Source organism: Sphingobacterium paucimobilis HER1398 (assembly GCF_000416985.1).
Classification (GTDB): domain Bacteria; phylum Bacteroidota; class Bacteroidia; order Sphingobacteriales; family Sphingobacteriaceae; genus Sphingobacterium; species Sphingobacterium paucimobilis.
This window is the reverse complement of sequence record NZ_ATDL01000016.1, coordinates 258,600-276,587: the sequence shown is the minus strand read 5'-3', so window position 1 is coordinate 276,587 and position 17,988 is coordinate 258,600. Positions and strand designations below refer to the sequence as shown.

At 40.3% G+C, this 17,988-nt stretch carries 15 protein-coding genes; 12 read left to right on the top strand and 3 right to left on the bottom strand.

Translation table 11 applies throughout. The features are described from left to right. Window position 1: 1 nt before the first annotated feature. The 5 genes from leuD to ilvA all read left to right on the top strand — a co-directional run bounded on the left by leuD (window position 2) and on the right by ilvA (window position 5,781). On the top strand, window positions 2-604 hold the full coding sequence (gene leuD / locus M472_RS38190) for a 3-isopropylmalate dehydratase small subunit (protein WP_021071259.1): 603 nt from the start codon (window positions 2-4) through the stop codon (window positions 602-604). 6 nt (window positions 605-610) lie between these two features. Continuing rightward, window positions 611-2,077, top strand: a complete 1,467-nt coding sequence (locus tag M472_RS38185; protein WP_021071258.1) for an ATP-binding cassette domain-containing protein — start codon at window positions 611-613, stop codon at window positions 2,075-2,077. Window positions 2,078-2,081: 4 nt separating this feature from the next. Then, on the top strand, window positions 2,082-3,155 hold the full coding sequence (gene leuB, locus M472_RS38180; RefSeq protein WP_021071257.1) for a 3-isopropylmalate dehydrogenase: 1,074 nt from the start codon (window positions 2,082-2,084) through the stop codon (window positions 3,153-3,155). Window positions 3,156-3,250: 95 nt separating this feature from the next. Then, complete coding sequence (locus M472_RS38175; protein WP_021071256.1) at window positions 3,251-4,405, top strand: 2-isopropylmalate synthase; 1,155 nt, start codon at window positions 3,251-3,253, stop codon at window positions 4,403-4,405. 122 nt (window positions 4,406-4,527) lie between these two features. Beyond that, the gene (ilvA, locus tag M472_RS38170) at window positions 4,528-5,781 is read left to right on the top strand and encodes a threonine ammonia-lyase IlvA (RefSeq protein ID WP_021071255.1); all 1,254 of its coding nucleotides are present in this window, start codon (window positions 4,528-4,530) and stop codon (window positions 5,779-5,781) included. 40 nt (window positions 5,782-5,821) lie between these two features. Here ilvA and M472_RS38165 read toward each other — a convergent pair whose 3' ends face one another. Continuing rightward, window positions 5,822-8,281: a S9 family peptidase gene (locus tag M472_RS38165; RefSeq protein ID WP_235049516.1), complete on the bottom strand. Its 2,460-nt coding sequence runs from the start codon at window positions 8,279-8,281 to the stop codon at window positions 5,822-5,824. 411 nt (window positions 8,282-8,692) lie between these two features. On the opposite strand from M472_RS38165, the gene M472_RS38160 reads away from it, so the two are divergent. From M472_RS38160 to nrdF, 4 genes are all read left to right on the top strand, one after another. Continuing rightward, window positions 8,693-8,929 (top strand): glutaredoxin family protein, encoded by a 237-nt coding sequence (locus M472_RS38160; protein ID WP_021071253.1) that lies wholly within the window; start codon window positions 8,693-8,695, stop codon window positions 8,927-8,929. A gap of 31 nt (window positions 8,930-8,960) precedes the next feature. Continuing rightward, entirely contained in the window at window positions 8,961-9,368 is a 408-nt protein-coding gene (gene nrdI, locus M472_RS38155; protein WP_021071252.1) for a class Ib ribonucleoside-diphosphate reductase assembly flavoprotein NrdI, read from the top strand. After that, window positions 9,328-11,433, top strand: coding sequence for a class 1b ribonucleoside-diphosphate reductase subunit alpha (gene nrdE / locus M472_RS38150; protein ID WP_021071251.1), 2,106 nt, complete (start codon window positions 9,328-9,330; stop codon window positions 11,431-11,433). Before nrdI ends, nrdE begins: the two co-directional genes overlap by 41 nt. A gap of 133 nt (window positions 11,434-11,566) precedes the next feature. After that, a complete protein-coding gene (gene nrdF / locus M472_RS38145; protein WP_021071250.1) occupies window positions 11,567-12,553 on the top strand; it encodes a class 1b ribonucleoside-diphosphate reductase subunit beta in 987 nt (328 codons plus the stop codon). A gap of 65 nt (window positions 12,554-12,618) precedes the next feature. Here nrdF and M472_RS38140 read toward each other — a convergent pair whose 3' ends face one another. Next, window positions 12,619-14,334 (bottom strand): GMC oxidoreductase, encoded by a 1,716-nt coding sequence (locus M472_RS38140; RefSeq protein ID WP_021071249.1) that lies wholly within the window; start codon window positions 14,332-14,334, stop codon window positions 12,619-12,621. 6 nt (window positions 14,335-14,340) lie between these two features. Then, a complete protein-coding gene (locus M472_RS38135; RefSeq protein WP_021071248.1) occupies window positions 14,341-14,817 on the bottom strand; it encodes a gluconate 2-dehydrogenase subunit 3 family protein in 477 nt (158 codons plus the stop codon). Window positions 14,818-15,117: 300 nt separating this feature from the next. On the opposite strand from M472_RS38135, the gene M472_RS38130 reads away from it, so the two are divergent. From M472_RS38130 to bcp, 3 genes are read left to right on the top strand one after another with little or no spacing between them, the layout of a single operon-like run. After that, window positions 15,118-15,729, top strand: coding sequence for a fumarylacetoacetate hydrolase family protein (locus M472_RS38130; RefSeq protein ID WP_021071247.1), 612 nt, complete (start codon window positions 15,118-15,120; stop codon window positions 15,727-15,729). 4 nt (window positions 15,730-15,733) lie between these two features. Then, the gene (locus M472_RS38125) at window positions 15,734-17,458 is read left to right on the top strand and encodes a M23 family metallopeptidase (protein ID WP_021071246.1); all 1,725 of its coding nucleotides are present in this window, start codon (window positions 15,734-15,736) and stop codon (window positions 17,456-17,458) included. A gap of 42 nt (window positions 17,459-17,500) precedes the next feature. Continuing rightward, a complete protein-coding gene (bcp, locus tag M472_RS38120) occupies window positions 17,501-17,965 on the top strand; it encodes a thioredoxin-dependent thiol peroxidase (RefSeq protein ID WP_021071245.1) in 465 nt (154 codons plus the stop codon). Window positions 17,966-17,988 lie beyond the last annotated feature (23 nt).

Genomic DNA, 17,988 nt, shown 5'->3' with positions numbered 1-17,988 from the left:
TATGAAAAAATTTGAAAAATTAAGTTCAAGGGTAGTTCCATTGCCTATTGAAAATATTGATACCGATCAGATTATCCCTGCGCGGTTCTTGAAAGCAACGACGAGAGAAGGCTTTGGCGAAAACCTATTCCGCGACTGGCGTTATGACAGCGACAATCAGCCTAAAACTGATTTTGTGATGAATGATCCTACCTATGTAGGAAAAGTTTTGGTTGCAGGTAAAAATTTTGGTTGTGGGTCTTCACGTGAACACGCTGCTTGGGCGCTGCAGGACTATGGCTTTGATGTCGTTATCAGCTCATTTTTTGCCGACATCTTTAAAGGTAATGCCCTCAATAACGGTGTACTCCCAATCACGGTACCTGAAGATTTTTTAGAAAAGATATTTGCTGCTGTTTTTACAGATCCAATGAGCACTATCGAAGTGGACCTGGAAGCTCAAAAAGTATCCATTGTCGCAACTGGTGATTTCTATGAATTTGAAATCAACCCTTACAAAAAATCCTGCCTGATCAATGGATATGACGATATAGATTTTATCTTGAGCCACACAGATCAGGTGAAGGAGTTTGAGAAAACGAGACCTTTCTCTTTTTATTCGTAAAATTATATGCAGGAGCCCTTTGTACATATCAATAAACTAACGATCCAATACAATCATAAAAAAGTATTGGATAATCTTTCATGGTCCATCAACAAAGGGGAAAATTACCTTTTAGGAGGGGAAAGTGGTTCCGGCAAGACAACTCTCGCTCAAGCTATTGTGGGAGACGAAATAATGGAGCAGACGATAAAAATAAGCTATACGCAACACAGTCTGCTCCCTGCTAAAGCAATCTATATATCCAACTGGTATCAGTTTACGAATCTGGAAGGCGACCGTAATTTCTATTACCAGCAACGCTACAATAAACACCAAGGACAAGACACTCTGACCGTACAGGCAGAACTGGAACACTATGGACAAAAGGAGAACCTTGACCTAAAAGATATAGAACAGCGTATAAAAGACTTTGGTTTTGAAAGCACACGGGCTACACAGCTGATCGAACTCTCCAGTGGAGAACATAAAAAACTGCAACTGATCAAAGGCTTATGGGCTAAACCACAGCTATTGATTATTGACGAACCTTATACGGGATTGGATAAACAGTCCCGAATTACCTTAAACAACTGGCTTGACGATCTCGTACAGGAAGGTGTACAGCTCATCTTGATCAGTAATGACCAACAACTGCCACGAGCTATCAACCGATTTGCCCATATCGTAAATGGTCAATTGGAACAGGTCGACAACCGCAATCAACTGACCAGAAATGCGCCAAGAGAAAAAATGCGTCTTCCGGACTTTTTATTGGCGTCCCCACCTACCCCCTATAAGGTAGTAGCCAAACTTCAAAACATCTATATTCGATATGGAGACAAGGAGGTTCTGAAGGATGTTTCCTGGGAAGTTAAAGTCGGGGAAAAGTGGTTGTTGCAAGGACCCAATGGATCAGGAAAATCAACTTTACTAAGTTTGATTAACGGAGATCACCCGCAATCCTATGGGTTGGATATTTATCTTTTTGATCAGAAACGTGGTACAGGGGAAAGTATCTGGGATATCAAAGAAAAAATAGGCATTATCTCTCCTGAGATGCATTGGTATTTTGATCAGACAGCTACTGTATGGCATACTATAGCTTCTGGATTTTACGATAGTATCGGATGGTTTGTCGATGTAAAGTTTGAAGAGAAGAAAAAAATTGAAGAGCTATTGGCATTTTTTGGTTTGACCGAATTTAAAGACCATTTACTCCAAAGTCTACCCTTGGGCAAACAGCGTCTTGCCCTGCTGGCCAGGACTATTGTCAAGAATCCTCCACTATTGGTATTGGATGAACCCTGCCAAGGTCTTGATGCAGAGCAGACCAAATATTTTAACGATGTTGTCGATGAATTAGCACAACATGGTAAGACCTTAATTTATGTAGGTCATTACGAAAGCTTATTACCATCGTGTATCGAACATAGAATCGTGTTAGAGAAAGGCCAGGTAAAAGCCATTGAAGATATACTAGAAAACGTTGAATAATATAATGAAGAAAAATATTCTAATTATTCCAGGTGATGGAATTGGACAAGAAGTTACCACTTGGGGTAAACAAGTATTGGAAACTATTGCACAAAAAAACAATCATGAATTTGTTTTTGATGAGGCGATAATGGGACACACCGCAATTGAAGCAACTGGAAATCCACTTCCTGACGAAACGCTGGAAAAAGCAAAAGCAGCCGATGCCATACTTTTTGGAGCAATCGGACATGCAAAGTATGACAACGATCCCTCAGCAAAAGTGCGCCCCGAACAAGGCTTGTTAAAAATTCGTAAAGAATTAGGCCTTTACGCCAATCTACGCCCGATCTTATTATTCGACGAACTATTAGATGCATCGAGCTTAAAACCGGAAGTGCTACGTGGAACAGATATTTTATTTTTCAGAGAGTTAACTGGTGACGTTTACTTTGGCGAAAAGAAAAGAAATGATGATAATACTTTCGCTTCAGATTTAATGAACTACCATCGCTATGAGGTGGAGCGTATCACGCGCAAAGCTTACGAAGCCGCACGTACCCGTAACAAAAAACTATGTTCAGTAGACAAAGCCAATGTTTTGGAAACATCGCGCCTTTGGAGAGAGGTCGTTCAGGAAATCGCAACAGAATATCCAGATGTCGAAACGGAACATATGTTTATCGACAACGCTGCTATGCAATTGGTAAAAAATCCAAAGAAATTCGATGTTGTCCTTACGGCAAATCTATTTGGAGATATATTGACTGACGAAGCCTCACAGATTGCCGGTTCCATGGGAATGCTCGCTTCTGCTTCTATCGGTGACGGAACTGGATTCTTCGAGCCGATTCATGGATCTGCACATGATATTGCCGGACAAAACAAGGCTAATCCACTAGCTTCTATTCTATCAGCAGCATTAATGCTCGACATCGCTTTTGGTTTGCAGGAAGAGGCGAAAGCCGTTACTACTGCTGTAGCTGAAACGCTGAAAGCAGGTTGGAGAACGGGCGACATCGCCAATGCAGACACGCCGCAAGATAAAATATTGGGCACAAACGAAATGGGACAGAAAGTACTTGAATTTTTAAAATAGAAATAACCAAAGTATAGACATAGGCAATTAAGGGACTCAAAAGATGCTAATGAAGCAGTTTTGACTTTTGATTTTAACTTTTTAATTAAAAAATTATGTTACACGATCCTAATCACTTATACATTTTTGACACCACATTACGCGATGGCGAACAGGTCCCTGGCTGTCAACTTACTACTACCGAGAAGATAGAGATTGCAAAAGATCTAGAGAACCTAGGGGTAGATGTTATCGAAGCGGGATTCCCAGTATCAAGCCCTGGAGACTTTCAGTCGGTAGTGGAGCTCTCAAAGGCTGTCAATGATGTCATTATATGTGCACTGACACGGGCCAACAAAAATGATATCGATGTAGCTGCTGACGCTTTAAAATATGCTAAGCGCCCTCGTATTCATACGGGTATCGGTTCTTCGGACATGCACATTAAATATAAATTCAACAGTACACGCGAAGAAATCCTAGAGCGCGCTGTCGCTGCAGTGAAACACGCAAAGTCTTATGTAGAGGATGTAGAGTTCTATGCTGAAGATGCAGGTCGTGCTGATCTGGAGTTTCTCGCCAAAATGGTTGAAGCTGTCATCGGAGCTGGAGCTACCGTAGTGAATATTCCGGACACGAACGGCTACTGCTTACCCGATCAATATGGAGCTAAAATCAAATACCTGACCGAACACGTGAGCAATATAGATCAAGCTATCATCTCGGCTCACTGTCATAATGACCTGGGCTTAGCGACCGCAAACTCTATCGCTGCTATACAAAATGGCGCTCGTCAGGTAGAATGTACGATCAATGGTATCGGTGAGCGTGCAGGAAACACCTCTTTGGAAGAAGTTGCAATGATCCTAAAAGTCCATAACCAAACATTTGGAGGGTTGACATCGAATATTAACAGTAAGATGTTTACCTATCTATCGAGAAAAGTATCGGATATGATGAATATGCCTGTACAACCTAACAAGGCTATTGTTGGACGTAATGCATTTGCACATAGCTCAGGAATACATCAAGATGGCTTCTTAAAGCATCGGGAGAACTATGAGATCATCCGTCCTGAAGATGTTGGTTTAGAAGAAGCAGACATCATCTTGACAGCACGTTCGGGACGCCATGCATTAAAGCATCACTTAGAACGTCTAGGTCATCACTTGGACAAAGATGCATTAGCAAACACATATGAACGTTTTCTAACGTTGGCAGATGCAAAAAAAGACATCAATGACGAGGATTTGCTCTCATTAATGAAATAGAACGGAGCAACGAACAAGAACAACATAGCATTTATCACTTATGTGGTTCTTGTTCGTCATTCCCCATTTACATCTGGCTCTTTAAAAACTATACAATCACCTAAACAAAAGAATTACAAACAATGAGCTTAGATTTATCCACATTGGCAATAGATAGCCATCAGGCCAAGGACCGCATAAAAGAAGTTGTAACCCGCACTCCCCTACAGTATAATATCCATCTGTCTGAAAAATATGGAGCGGATATCTATCTGAAAAGAGAAGACTTACAAATTGTCCGATCGTATAAGCTACGTGGCGCATTCAATAAAATCAGCAGTCTTACGGAAGAAGAACGTACTAGAGGGGTGGTATGCGCTAGCGCAGGAAATCATGCCCAGGGCGTTGCTTTCTCTTGTAAAAGACTGGACATAAAAGGAGTAATATTCATGCCTGGCCCCACCCCTCGACAAAAGGTAACGCAGACAGAAATGTGGGGCAATGGAAATATCGAAATAGTACTCGTAGGAGATACTTTTGACGACTGTCAAAAAGGAGCTTTGGAATATGCCGAAAAACACGGTATGACTTTCATACCACCTTTTGACGATATTAAAATCATTGAGGGACAGGGTACAGTTGCCGTAGAGATACTAGAGGATCTTCCGGATACGGAGGTGATCATCCTCCCTATCGGTGGCGGCGGACTATCTTCGGGGATCGGGTATCACATCAAAAAACATACGCCACAGATCAAGGTATATGGCGTAGAACCTGAAGGTGCTCCTTCCATGCAGGCTGCTATACAGAATAATGGACCAATAGAACTGGAACAGATCAATAAATTCGTGGATGGGGCCGCAGTAAAAAAAGTAGGAACGCTGAATTACAATATCAGCAGTCAGCTGCTCGACGGCATCAAATCCATTCCTGAAGGCAAAGTATGTACAACGATCTTGGAATTATACAACAAGGATGCAATTGTCGTTGAGCCTGCTGGTGCATTATCTATTGCAGCATTAGAATTCCATAAGGACGAAATCAAAGGCAAAAAGGTTGTATGCATTGTGTCAGGTGGAAATAATGATATCGACAGGATGAGTGAGATTAAGGAGATGTCGCTATTATACGAAGGATTTAAGCATTACTTTATCGTACGATTTCCACAACGTCCGGGTGCATTACGCTTACTCGTTACTGAAGTATTAGGTCCCAAAGACGATATCACTCGTTTTGAATATATCAAAAAAACAGAACGTGAACGCGGCCCTGCTTTGATCGGTATCGAGCTGAATGACCCGAAGGACTATATCACCTTTATTGAAAAATTGAAAGCCTATAAATTTGACTTTATAGAAGTCAATAAAGATCAAACACTCTTCGAGTATTTGGTATAATATATAAAGAAGGCTGTCCTCGGACAGCCTTCTTTATATATTATTTCTTTGCTTTTAGATATTTCTCCAAAAACTGATCTTGCTCCCATAATAGATGGAAAATATTTTCTTTGGCAGCATAGCCATGTGACTCTCGTGGTAAAATCACCATACGTACAGGCGCTCCCAAGTTCTTTAATGCTTGAAAGTAGCGTTCTGTCTGTAGTGTGAATGTTCCAGGATTATTATCTGCTGCACCATGCACTAATAACATTGGTGTCTTCATCCGGTCGGCGCTCATGAATGGAGACATGGTCATATAAAGCTGTGGATCATCCCAAAAATTGCGCTGCTCACTCTGAAAACCGAATGGAGTCAATGTCCTGTTATAAGCTCCGGAACGGGCAATACCCGCCGCAAAAAGATTAGAGTTGGATAATAGGTGCGCAGTCATAAACGCGCCATAGGAGTGTCCTCCCACCGCAACTCTTTTACGGTCTATATAGCCTAGTTTATCGACAGCATTTATAGCAGCTTCTGCATTGGCTACCAATTGCGGGATAAATGTATCATTAGGCTCTTGCTGCCCTTCGCCTACAATAGGGAAAGCCGCATTATCCAGGACAGCATAGCCCTTCGATACCCAATAGATAAAAGAACCATAGCTTGGAAAAGTGAATTCTTTCGGATTAGCTGTACTCTGACCTGCTGTATTCTTGTCTTTATATTCACGTGGATACGCCCAGATAAGTAATGGTAGTTTTTCGTTTTTATCATAATTGGCAGGAAGATAAAGTGTACCAGACAATGCAACCCCGTCATTGCGGGTATAATTCAACACTTCTTTGTGTACCTTCTCTAATGTTTTGAATGGATTCTCAATATTGGTTACTGCGACTTGCTTCCCCGTTTTTATATTCTTTTGATAAAAGTTAGGGTACTGCGTTGCTGACTGCAATGAAATCAAGATATCTCCTTTCGTGATATCGATAACCTGCGCTATACGCTCTTGGAGGTCTGACGCCTTCGCTACGTACAGCCTGTTCTTCTTTAATGTTTTAAGATTGAATTCATCAATAAAAGGAAACTCCCCTTCCTTGGTGAAACCGTCACCTACAAAATAGGCTCTGTCCTTATTGATATACATCGTATACACTCCAAAGCTATTTTTGTCCCGAAAGATATTACCCGGATCGGAATACACATCCTGCCTGTTGCGATCTGTGATCACCTGATTATGACCGGTCGTAGGATTTAAGAGAAAGGTTTTTACATTCCGAGTATCATACCATTGCGAAGAGACTAAAGCATAATTGTCATTTCCCCAAACAACACTGGAGAAACGATCCTGAATCTTCATAATAGACTTAGGTGCTCCGTCAAAAGGAAAGTTCCATACGAAAAGTTCATCCCTGAATGTGGATTCCTTGTTCGCATCTCCTCCATCTAAAGCTTCCACAAAATATAAATTAGCGGGTTTATCCAATCGCCAAGCCAACGATCTCTTTCCTGCACGAACTGAAGAAAATCCTTTTGGCATTATCTCTAACAGCGGGGTCTCGTTTACCTTCTTTACTAATGCGCCATCAATGCTATACACAAAAGTCTCCTGTGGAAAGGAATTGTAGCCCACGAGATAGGAAAACGGCTTTTTAAGTTGAGAAACCAAGACATACTTTTCATCTGGTGATAGGGAACTTTGAGTATACATCCCGGCAGACAAAAACTTACGTTCTTCACCATTCAGATTGATCCAAAAAAGCTCTGAAGTAGCTAATGTTTCGAAATCTTGTTCGTCCTGCGGGTTTTTTAACAAATCCTGATACGTCCTTAACTGCGATATATTTCCATCACTTGTAGAAACCACCGGCCCCTGAGGCAAATCCTTGCTGTGATCGATTAAGCTCTTGCTCACAGTGGGACGTTTACTGATCAACAGCTCATTGGAATTACGAACCCAAGTATAAGGTGCAGTGAGCACAGCATTTAAAACATAATCTGTCAATTGTTTGGCCGTACGGCTCTCCACATCGATCACCCACAAAGAAAGTCCCTGTGTGCTGGTATGGGTAAAAGCTATTTTCTTACTGTCTGATGAATACCCGACATTCGCTATCAGGGCTTGTGCTGGTAAACCACGCACGGTATACTCTTGCCCTCCGTCGACAGACTTTAACCGAAGATTGTCATAGTACGTTTCCGTACTAGAGATACCAGCTTTGGCATTTATACGTAGCCCGGCCAGACGAAGCTCTTCTTGTCCTAGCTCGTCCAAGGTTTTATAAGTCGGTCGATACATAGACAACACCCATTTTTTATTTGGGCTCATTCGAATAACAGGCGGACGTTGATAAGCGGCCAAGGCCAAAATTTCGGAAGACGGCTTTTGAAAAGTGATATTCTCCTGGGCATATCCTTCCGCAAAAAAGCCAAAGAGGGAGACAAATAACATTGTCCTCGCCACACGTGACATAAAATGACGACGAGGATTCGATAAAAATAAATTAGGTGCTTTCATCATAATACATATTGGTCTGTAAACTTAATGATTCTTATTTGTACTCGGGCAAAAAACGGGACATATAATATACATATTTTTATCGATATTAGCACCAATATCATATTTTTTTTGACATTAAAAACAGGTAATTTAGTGTTGTAGATTTATGTTGACAAAAGGGATTTTAAAGTTATCAACATAGATTAACAACTGTATAACAGCAAATTACCAAAACTACCGCTCTACCACAAGCATTTTGAAGGTCTTTCCTGTTCGAGTGTGGAAAAGTATGACTACCTCTCCGGATTAAAATGTAGGATATTTGTTCCTGTTGAGATTGTCACTATCTCACGATCAGCGTTTTTTTTTACACTTCGATAAACTATTTTTTTACTATGAAGGAAAGTAGTTTTCGACCAAACTTAATATAACATGGCAAGAATCATTAAATTCGAGAAAAACGATTGCGTCCCATGCGATCAAGTGTCGGCTTACTTAGATAATAAGGGTATTTCGTACGAAAGAGTTAATCCGTTTGATGAACCTGAATTGGCTGTTAAGTTTAAGGTACGTACAGTACCTACAGTAATTGTCCTAAATGGTGAAGAGATACAACACCGTATAATAGGATTCAAGCCGCAAGAACTGGAAGAAGCTATTGCGCAGTAACAGATAAAAGTAATCATAAAAAGACAGGATTATGATACATTTATATTTTGACAGCAAAACCGGAAATGTACAACGCTTCATTGACAAAGTAGTACAGATTACGGGATGGCAGGCCATCAAGATTCAAAAGGACATGATTGTCGAAGAATCTGGACATTTGGTCACATTTACAACAAATTTTGGAAAGATCCCGCCATTGACGGAAGAATTCCTAACACAAAACAGTAACAGGTTATTTTCTGTGACCTCTAGCGGGAACCGCAATTGGGGTAGAAACTTTGCAGTAGCAGCGGACAAGGCATCTGCAATGTATGATGTTCCGTTAGCTTTCAAATTTGAGCTATCGGGTACAATGGAAGATATAAATCAATTTATAGAAATAATTAAGAATCAATACTATGATAGCAAACGAGGTAGCAAAAAACTGGATATTGCTTAATAACGAAATCATGATCAAACATGATGACGAGTATAGCCTTCATAAAGATAAAGAGGCTGTACGAGCATATTTCCTAGAGTATGTAAACAAGAATACTGTTTTCTTTTACAACCTTAAAGAGAAAATAGATTATTTAGTAGAGCATAACTACTATATTAATTTCTATCAATGGTTTACATTCGAAGAAATGGAAGAGGTATTCAACTATGTATACGCTAAAAAATTCCGCTTCGAATCTTTCATGGCTGCGTTTAAGTTTTTCCAAAGCTATGCCTTACGTGACGACTCTGGTGAAAAGTTTCTAGAACGCTATGAAGACCGTGTTGTTGCGGTCTCGTTGTTCTTGGCCCGTGAAGAAGGTGTACAAAAGGCTATTGAGTATGCTGAAATAATGATCAATCAAGAGTATCAGCCTGCTACCCCGACATTCTTGAACGCTGGAAAGAAACGTTCTGGCGAATTAGTCTCTTGTTTCCTGGATGAAATCGGAGATAACCTGAATGGAATAGGCTACGCAGTGGATTCTGCCATGAAATTATCTTCTATAGGTGGTGGTGTATCTTTCAATATTTCTAAGATCCGTGGTCGTAGTGAAGCAATAAAAGGTGTTGATGGACGTGCGGGAGGTGTATTGCCGATTATGAAAATCATGGAAGACACTTTTTCTTATGCCAACCAATTGGGACAGCGCCCAGGTGCCGGAGCGGTATATCTGAATATATTCCACTCTGATATCGAAGAATTCCTGGATTGTAAGAAAATCAATGTGGACGAAAAAGTACGCATCAAATCTCTTTCGATAGGTATCATCGTACCTGATAAGTTTATGGAACTTGCCGAAAAAGATGAACCGGCTTATTTGATCTATCCACATACAGTCATGCAAGAATATGGTCAGTATCTAGATGAAATGGATATGGATGCCATGTATGATGAGTTGATTACGAATCCTAATGTTAAGAAAAAGAAAATTAATGCCCGTCACCTTTTGGTGAAGATTGCACAGACACAGAAAGAATCGGGATATCCTTACATTTTCTTCAAAGAAAACACGAATAAAGCACATGCATTGAATGGCTTGGGTCGGGTAAAATTCTCCAACCTATGTACTGAAATCATGCAGATATCTGAAGTATCTGATATTAATATTTATGGTAAGGAGGATACTATCCGTTACGGTATTTCCTGTAACCTTGGTTCATTGAACATTGCTACCGTGATGGACAATAAACGCATCAAAGAGACTGTAAAAACGGCGATGCGCGCACTTACTGTCGTAACCGACGTAACAGATATCGAGATGGTACCTTCGATAGCCAAAGCAAACCGCGAACTACATTCTGTAGGATTAGGAGCGATGAACTTACATGGTTTCTTAGCAAAGAGCTTTATCATGTACGAATCACATGAGGCACTGGACTTTGCGAATACATTTTTCATGGCTATGAATTACTATTCCCTAGAAGCATCTATGGAAATAGCTAAAGAGCGTGGAAGAACATTTGTTGGCTTTGAAAAATCAGCTTATGCGGACGGAACATACTTCGACAAATACTTAGACAGAGATTACTTACCAAAAACAGATAAGGTTAAAGAACTATTTGAAGGTATACATGTCCCTACAGTTGAAGATTGGGAAAATCTAAAAGCACAGGTTGCAGAGCACGGTATCTACCATGCTTACCGCTTGGCGATTGCTCCTAACCAGTCTACTTCTTACATTATGAACGCTACTGCTTCGGTCATGCCTATCGTAGATATCATCGAAGTACGTGAGTATGGAGATAGCACGACTTACTATCCTATGCCTTATTTGACAAATGATAACTACTTCTACTTCAAATCGGCCTATGACATGGATCAGATGAAGGTTCTAAAACTGATTTCTGTCATCCAACGTCACATCGATCAGGGGGTATCTACTATTCTTCACACCAACTCTAAGGATAGCACACGGGATTTGGCGAAGTATTATATCTACGCACACAAACTAGGCTTAAAGTCTTTATATTATACACGTACTCGAAAATCAACAATCGAAGAGTGTATCTCCTGCTCAGCGTAATTAGATTACAGACTGAAGAGCATTGCTCAAAATAAAACATAACAAATCGGGAGAAAGCGAGAACAAGCCTTCTCCTGTTTTTAGTCTTTAACGGAGCTTTAGCGAGCTCAACAATGATAATTTTTAGTAGTACATGGACAAACAATTTACCGCCGTCAACTGGAATACACCGGATAATGATTACGCCCTCATGTTCTGGGAGCAAAATATCAAACAGTTCTGGATTGACACTGAATATATTCCATCTAAAGATATCGACAGCTGGAAGGGTCTAAGCTGGGATATGAAAGAGTGTTATAAAAAAGCACTGGGAGGATTGACATTACTAGATACTCTACAGAGTCACACCGGTATGCCTAAGATTATAGATCATATCGACTCGCTACAGAATAAGGCGGTGCTTTCGTATATGTGTATGATGGAGGCTATACATGCTAAATCATATTCGACTATATTTACTACAGTATCCACCACCAACGAGATCAACGATGTGTTTGGTTGGGTATCACAGAACAAATTTTTACAATTCAAAGCCAATACGATCGATAGACACTATCGGGGTATAGACAAGAAAAATCCAAGCGACGAGGAGCTGTTTATGGCATTGGCGTCATCAGTACTGTTGGAATCATTTTTATTCTATTCTGGATTCTTTTTACCACTTTGGCTGTGTGGACAGGGACAAATGGTAGCTTCTGCAGATATCATCAAAAAAATCGTAGCGGACGAATCGATACATGGTGTATTCGTAGGATTGATCGCTCAAGAGGTCTTTGCCAAATTGCCTAATAAAGAAGAAGTAAAACAACGTTTCCTGAATCTTCTTAATGAACTTTACGAAAACGAAATCAAATATACAGAAGAGCTCTATACAGTAGTAGGATTGACGTCAGAAGTCAAAGAATATGTTAGATATAATGGTAATAAAGCCTTGATGAATCTTGGTTTTGATCCTATATTCGAAGTAAAACAGGTCAACCCTATCGTATTGAATGGCTTGAATACAGAGACGACACAGCATGACTTCTTTTCGAAGAAATCGACAAACTACGAAAAGTCTATGGAAATCGTACATCTAAAACACGAAGACTTCGAAATGGATGCTACAGTAGATATTTAATCTATAGTCTTTAAGAATAAAAAGCGCTGTACAGAATTCTGTACAGCGCTTTTTTTAGTATCTACTTATAGATTTCCTTTTTTCATCTCACGAACCGCATAGTCTACAGAACGAGCAGAGAATGCCATGTATGTCAAGGATGGATTTTGTGTAGAAGTAGAGGTCATACAAGCTCCATCAGTTACAAATACGTTTGATACGGCATGCATCTGGTTCCACTTATTCAACATAGAGGTCTTCGCATCCGCTCCCATTCGTACGCCTCCCATTTCATGGATATCCAATCCAGGGGCCTGCCAGGCCTCGTCCCTACGAATATTACTAAAACCTGCGACCTTGAACATCTCCTCCATAGTGTCGAGATAGTCCTTTTTCATCTTGTCATCATTCTCATCATAATCAATCGAGACCTTTAACAATGGAACTCCCCAGTCATCCTTACTCTGGGCATCCAATGTGACGCAGTTAGTCGCTTTAGGAATAGTCTCTCCCATCATATGCGATCCTACTCCCCAATTGCCCAATTGGGGGTTCAACAACGATTCCTTTAATCCATTTCCTAATCCAGATTGATCGGCTACAGCCGAACGCCAAGCTCCAAAGCCTGCAGCATAACCTCTCAAATAATCTGTCTCCTGCTTATATAGATTTCGGAAACGAGGCATATAGCCCCCACCCGCAGGATTTCTGCCAGTTGTTTTATAATCCAATAATCCTTCATACTCTGCATATACCCGTGCACTATAATTATGGAAAGCGACATACTTACCCAAAGTATCGCTATCATTGCCTATACCATTGGGAAAACGATTGGAAATTGAATTTAAAAGTAGCAGATTCGTATTTATTGCTCCTGCATTTACAAATATAACACGAGCAAAAAAGTCTATCTCCTCTTTGGTATTACGATCGATTACCTTTACGCCTATCGCCCGTTTTTTGTGCTCATCGTACAAAATCGAACGAACCACAGAATCGGGGCGCAACGTCATGTGACCTGTCTTAGCGGCCCAAGGTAAAGTCGATGAATTGGAACTAAAATATCCACCAAACGGACATCCTCGTTGGCAAAGGACACGATTTTGACACTGCGTCCTACCTTGTTGGATGTGTATAGGTTGTGGCTTGGATATATGAGCACATCGGGCAGATATGATCTTCCGTTCGGGATACTTTCCCTCAATGGATTTCTTAAAATATTTCTCTACGACATTTAGCGGATACCCCGGCAGGAACTCACCATCGGGCAGTTCGGGCAAACCATCCTTATCTCCTGCAATCCCTGCAAATCGCTCTACCTGATCATACCATGGTTTTAGATCAGCATAGCGGATGGGCCAATCAACAGCAAACCCATCACGAGCAGGCCCCTCAAAATCAAAATCAGACCAACGCTGCGTCTGTCTCGCCCATAGGAGCGATTTACCCCCGACTTGATACCCTCTAATCCAATCGAAAGGCTTTTCCTGGATATAAGGATGCTCTTGATCCTTCACAAAAAAATGTGCTGCATCCTCATGAAATGCATAACATTTGCTCACAATTGGGTTATCTTTTTTAACTTGATAAGGTAATTCATTCCGATGTTCAAACTCCCAAGGATACATATTTGTGGTGGGATAATCCTTGATATGCTTTACGTCCCGGCCCCGTTCTAAAACCAACGTTTTCAAGCCTCTTTCACAAAGCTCTTTAGCGGACCATCCGCCACTGATGCCTGAACCAATTACAATAGCATCGTAAGTTCTATCTTTCGCAGAGTCAATATTTAGGTTTATCATATGCTATTATGTATTAACTTTTACCGCTCCATCATAATGACCAGGAACCAATTCGTAAATCAACTTGTTTTTCATAATGTACTCCGAGTTAAGATAGCCCTGTAGAGTCCGCTTTTTGAGAATATCGAAAAAAATGTCTTCTTTTAAAGTCTGTAGATAAGCCAAGTGGGCAGATTCTGTATTTAAGTTCGCTTTGGCAGCCATTTTCAATCCTTTGATAAAAGCATCTTGATCTTCACGACTATGACAATCGTCCAGCATTCTCATTACAAAAAGATGCAAATTCAGCTCCTTTGCTCCGGGTGAATCCGTCTTGGGAATAATAGCCTCCACTAAATCACCAATAAGCGCTTCATCATCGGCAGACAGTACGATATTTCGTAGCTCAATAGAGGCACCTCCTGTTTCCCCTGCGCAAGAAGAAGCTATCATAAGACCTCCTGCAAGAATAAAAAATTGTTTTAATGCTGTTCTTCTGTTCATAATATTTGAAACCTAGAATCTAATTTAAGTATTTTAATCAGAAAAACGTTTTAGCAAAAGTAATTTAACACTCTATTTTCGCATATGTACCCGCAGCTAGGTACTCCGTCAAAGCATTTATTGGATATAAAATCAATTTTGGTTAAGTTTGTTTATGTAGATTTTCTTGCGAACAAGAAAATTAATCATCCTGTATAGAATCGCCCATAACTAAGTATTGGGAGATCGCATACGAATGTCTAAATAAAACAGATAAGTCCGTCGACTGACGGATGGCCATTAAAGAAAAATTATTTACATATGAAAATCATCGCAGTAGGCCGCAACTATATCGATCATGCCAAAGAACTCGACAACCCTGTACCTGATCAACCTGTTATCTTCTTAAAGCCCGATACCGCAGTACTCAAAGACAATAAAGACTTCTACATCCCAGACTTTTCAAAAGATATTCATTATGAGTGTGAACTCGTGGTACGTATTTGTAACGAAGGCAAACACGTGGCTAAAAAATTTGCTCATAAGTACTATGACGCTATCGGGCTAGGGATCGACTTTACTGCCCGCGACTTACAATCCCAACTCAAATCCAAAGGACTTCCCTGGGAACTTGCTAAGTCCTTTGATCATTCCGCAGTAATAAGTCCGCTTTTGCCTAAAGAAAACTTTACAGACCTAAACGCTATTACTTTTTCCCTGACCAAAAACGGAGAAGTCGTACAATTGGGCAACACGGCTGATATGATATTTGATATCGACACTTTAATCACATTTATTTCCAGATATATAACCCTACGAAAAGGTGATCTAATCTATACCGGTACTCCTGCAGGTGTAGGTCCTGTAGTTATTGGGGATAAACTGGAAGGATTTCTAGCAGACAAATTAATGTTTTCGACACTTATCAAATAATAGTATGGGAAAGATATTTTACTTGATTTTCTTTCTTTTCCTACAGACCGGTGCATCTATTGGACAGAGTAAGGATATTATTACTTCACGCAATTATCCTCAGGGGTATTTTCGTAACCCACTCAACATCGCTATGGATGCATCAGGTACATTCGGCGAGTTACGTTCGACACATTTTCATGCAGGTGATGACTATCGGACACAGCAACGGACGGGACTACCGCTCCACGCTGCTGCTGAAGGTTATGTATCACGTGTTCGGGTACAGATAGGCGGTGGGGGTAATTCGGTTTACATTGACCACCCTAATGGTTATACTACGGTATACTTACATATGGAAGACTTCAACGAAGTGCTAACCAATATCGTTCGTGCAGAGCAATATAAACAACAGCGCTTTGATGTCGATATCACTTTAAACAGAAACCAGGTTGTCATCAGCAAAGGTATGCTTATTGGTCGAACTGGTAACTCCGGAGGCTCTGGCGGCCCACATCTCCATTTTGAGATAAGGGATACCAAAAGTCAAAATCCGCTCAATCCACAGTTGTTTGGCTTAAAATTTAACGACAACTTTAAGCCCACGATCAACAGTATTATGCTTTACGACTTGAGTGCCCCCTTATTCAACGAACACACGCCTCGAAAACCAATTGCTGTAAAGGCTATCCGAGCTGGTGTGTACACCCCAACACAGACTTCTCCTCTATCTGTGAATGGCCTGTTTGGGCTCGGCATCAGCACAGTAGATAGACATCGGAATGGTGGGTTCCAAAATGGTGTCTATTCTATAGAACTATTTATTGACGGCAAGTCCGTATCTACCGTATTATTTGAAGAATTGGACTTTAATAGCTCCCGGGGTATACATTCTTATATTGATTACCCCTACTGGAAAAAAACAAAGGTAAAAATCCAAAAAAGCTTTAAGGATCCTGGAAACCCTATAGAAATCTTCAAAACACTTCCTGAAAAGAGAGGATTCGAACTTCAGGAAAACAAAATATACGATGCTAAGTATGTAGTCAAGGATATTGCTGGAAATAGTAGTGAACTGAATTTTAAAATTGAAAATACAGGAAGTACAAAAAACGTTACTTACAAAGCTACAGGGACACAATTCTTGAAATATGATAAAGTGAATTCCTTTGAGCGTAATGACGTAAAAGTCAATATTCCTGTAAAGGTACTCTATGATGACTTGGATTTCGAATACGGTACAGCGCCAACACCGGCCAATGGATACTCCATTGTGCACAAGATTCATAATAATCTTATTCCTGTATTCCAATCTTACAATCTGGCTATAAAACCGACCACCCTACCTACACACCTACAAAGTAAAGCTTTAATAGCATCGTTAGAAAACGGAGCTGAGGGCGGAAGTTTTCAAAACGGATGGGTATCGGTCAATACCCGTAATTTTGGAAGCTTTTACGTCGTTGTTGATACAATTGCACCGATAATCACGTCACGTAATCTTACGCCTGGGAAGAACGTCGCTACCCAGCGAAAGATCGACTTTACCATCACCGACAATCTTTCCGGCATACAATCTTTCCATGGATATATTGACGACAAATGGGTGTTGATGGAATATGACTCTAAGAACCGTCATCTATGGCATACTTTTGACTCCTCTCTAGCTAAGGGTACACATAAGTTTAAACTAGTTGTCAAAGATTGGAAAGACAATGAAAAGGTATACGAAGCTAGTTTTATTAAATAAGATTTCATACTTTAGGTAGTTAGCCTATTAAATTTATAAGACATGTCAGAATTGAAAATTGGAGATCAGGCTCCCGCTATTCAAGCTAAGAATCAAAATGGAGAAATCGTAAATCTATCCGACTTTAGCGGAAAGAAGATCATCCTATATTTCTACCCCAAAGATAATACACCAGGCTGTACTACAGAAGCATGTAATTTTAGAGACAATTATCAATCGTTGCTGAGTAAAGGATTCGAAGTATTGGGGGTTAGTATCGATAGTGAACAGTCCCATCAAAAGTTCATCAGTAAATTCGAACTTCCCTTTAATCTGTTAGCAGACGAAGACCAGAAGATAGTCAATGACTATGGCGTATGGGTAGAGAAAAATATGTATGGTAAAAAATATATGGGCACAGCTCGAACTACCTTTGTCATCGATGAAAAAGGAAAAATAGAACATATCATCAAGAAAGTGGATAACAAGAATGCGTCACAGCAGATTCTTGATTTATACGATCATTAATATTTCTGCCATAATCTTCTCAA

Bases quoted from the DNA above. Each gene is read 5' to 3' on its own strand.
- M472_RS38175 (WP_021071256.1), top strand. From the start codon at position 3,251: ATGTTACACGATCCTAATCACTTATACATTTTTGACACCACATTACGC.
- M472_RS38135 (WP_021071248.1), bottom strand. From the start codon at position 14,817: ATGAACAGAAGAACAGCATTAAAACAATTTTTTATTCTTGCAGGAGGT.
- M472_RS38140 (WP_021071249.1), bottom strand. From the start codon at position 14,334: ATGATAAACCTAAATATTGACTCTGCGAAAGATAGAACTTACGATGCT.
- M472_RS38130 (WP_021071247.1), top strand. From the start codon at position 15,118: ATGAAAATCATCGCAGTAGGCCGCAACTATATCGATCATGCCAAAGAA.
- bcp (WP_021071245.1), top strand. From the start codon at position 17,501: ATGTCAGAATTGAAAATTGGAGATCAGGCTCCCGCTATTCAAGCTAAG.
- M472_RS38165 (WP_235049516.1), bottom strand. From the start codon at position 8,281: ATGATGAAAGCACCTAATTTATTTTTATCGAATCCTCGTCGTCATTTT.
- leuD (WP_021071259.1), top strand. From the start codon at position 2: ATGAAAAAATTTGAAAAATTAAGTTCAAGGGTAGTTCCATTGCCTATT.
- nrdI (WP_021071252.1), top strand. From the start codon at position 8,961: ATGATACATTTATATTTTGACAGCAAAACCGGAAATGTACAACGCTTC.
- nrdF (WP_021071250.1), top strand. From the start codon at position 11,567: ATGGACAAACAATTTACCGCCGTCAACTGGAATACACCGGATAATGAT.
- M472_RS38160 (WP_021071253.1), top strand. From the start codon at position 8,693: ATGGCAAGAATCATTAAATTCGAGAAAAACGATTGCGTCCCATGCGAT.
- nrdE (WP_021071251.1), top strand. From the start codon at position 9,328: ATGATAGCAAACGAGGTAGCAAAAAACTGGATATTGCTTAATAACGAA.
- M472_RS38125 (WP_021071246.1), top strand. From the start codon at position 15,734: ATGGGAAAGATATTTTACTTGATTTTCTTTCTTTTCCTACAGACCGGT.
- ilvA (WP_021071255.1), top strand. From the start codon at position 4,528: ATGAGCTTAGATTTATCCACATTGGCAATAGATAGCCATCAGGCCAAG.
- leuB (WP_021071257.1), top strand. From the start codon at position 2,082: ATGAAGAAAAATATTCTAATTATTCCAGGTGATGGAATTGGACAAGAA.
- M472_RS38185 (WP_021071258.1), top strand. From the start codon at position 611: ATGCAGGAGCCCTTTGTACATATCAATAAACTAACGATCCAATACAAT.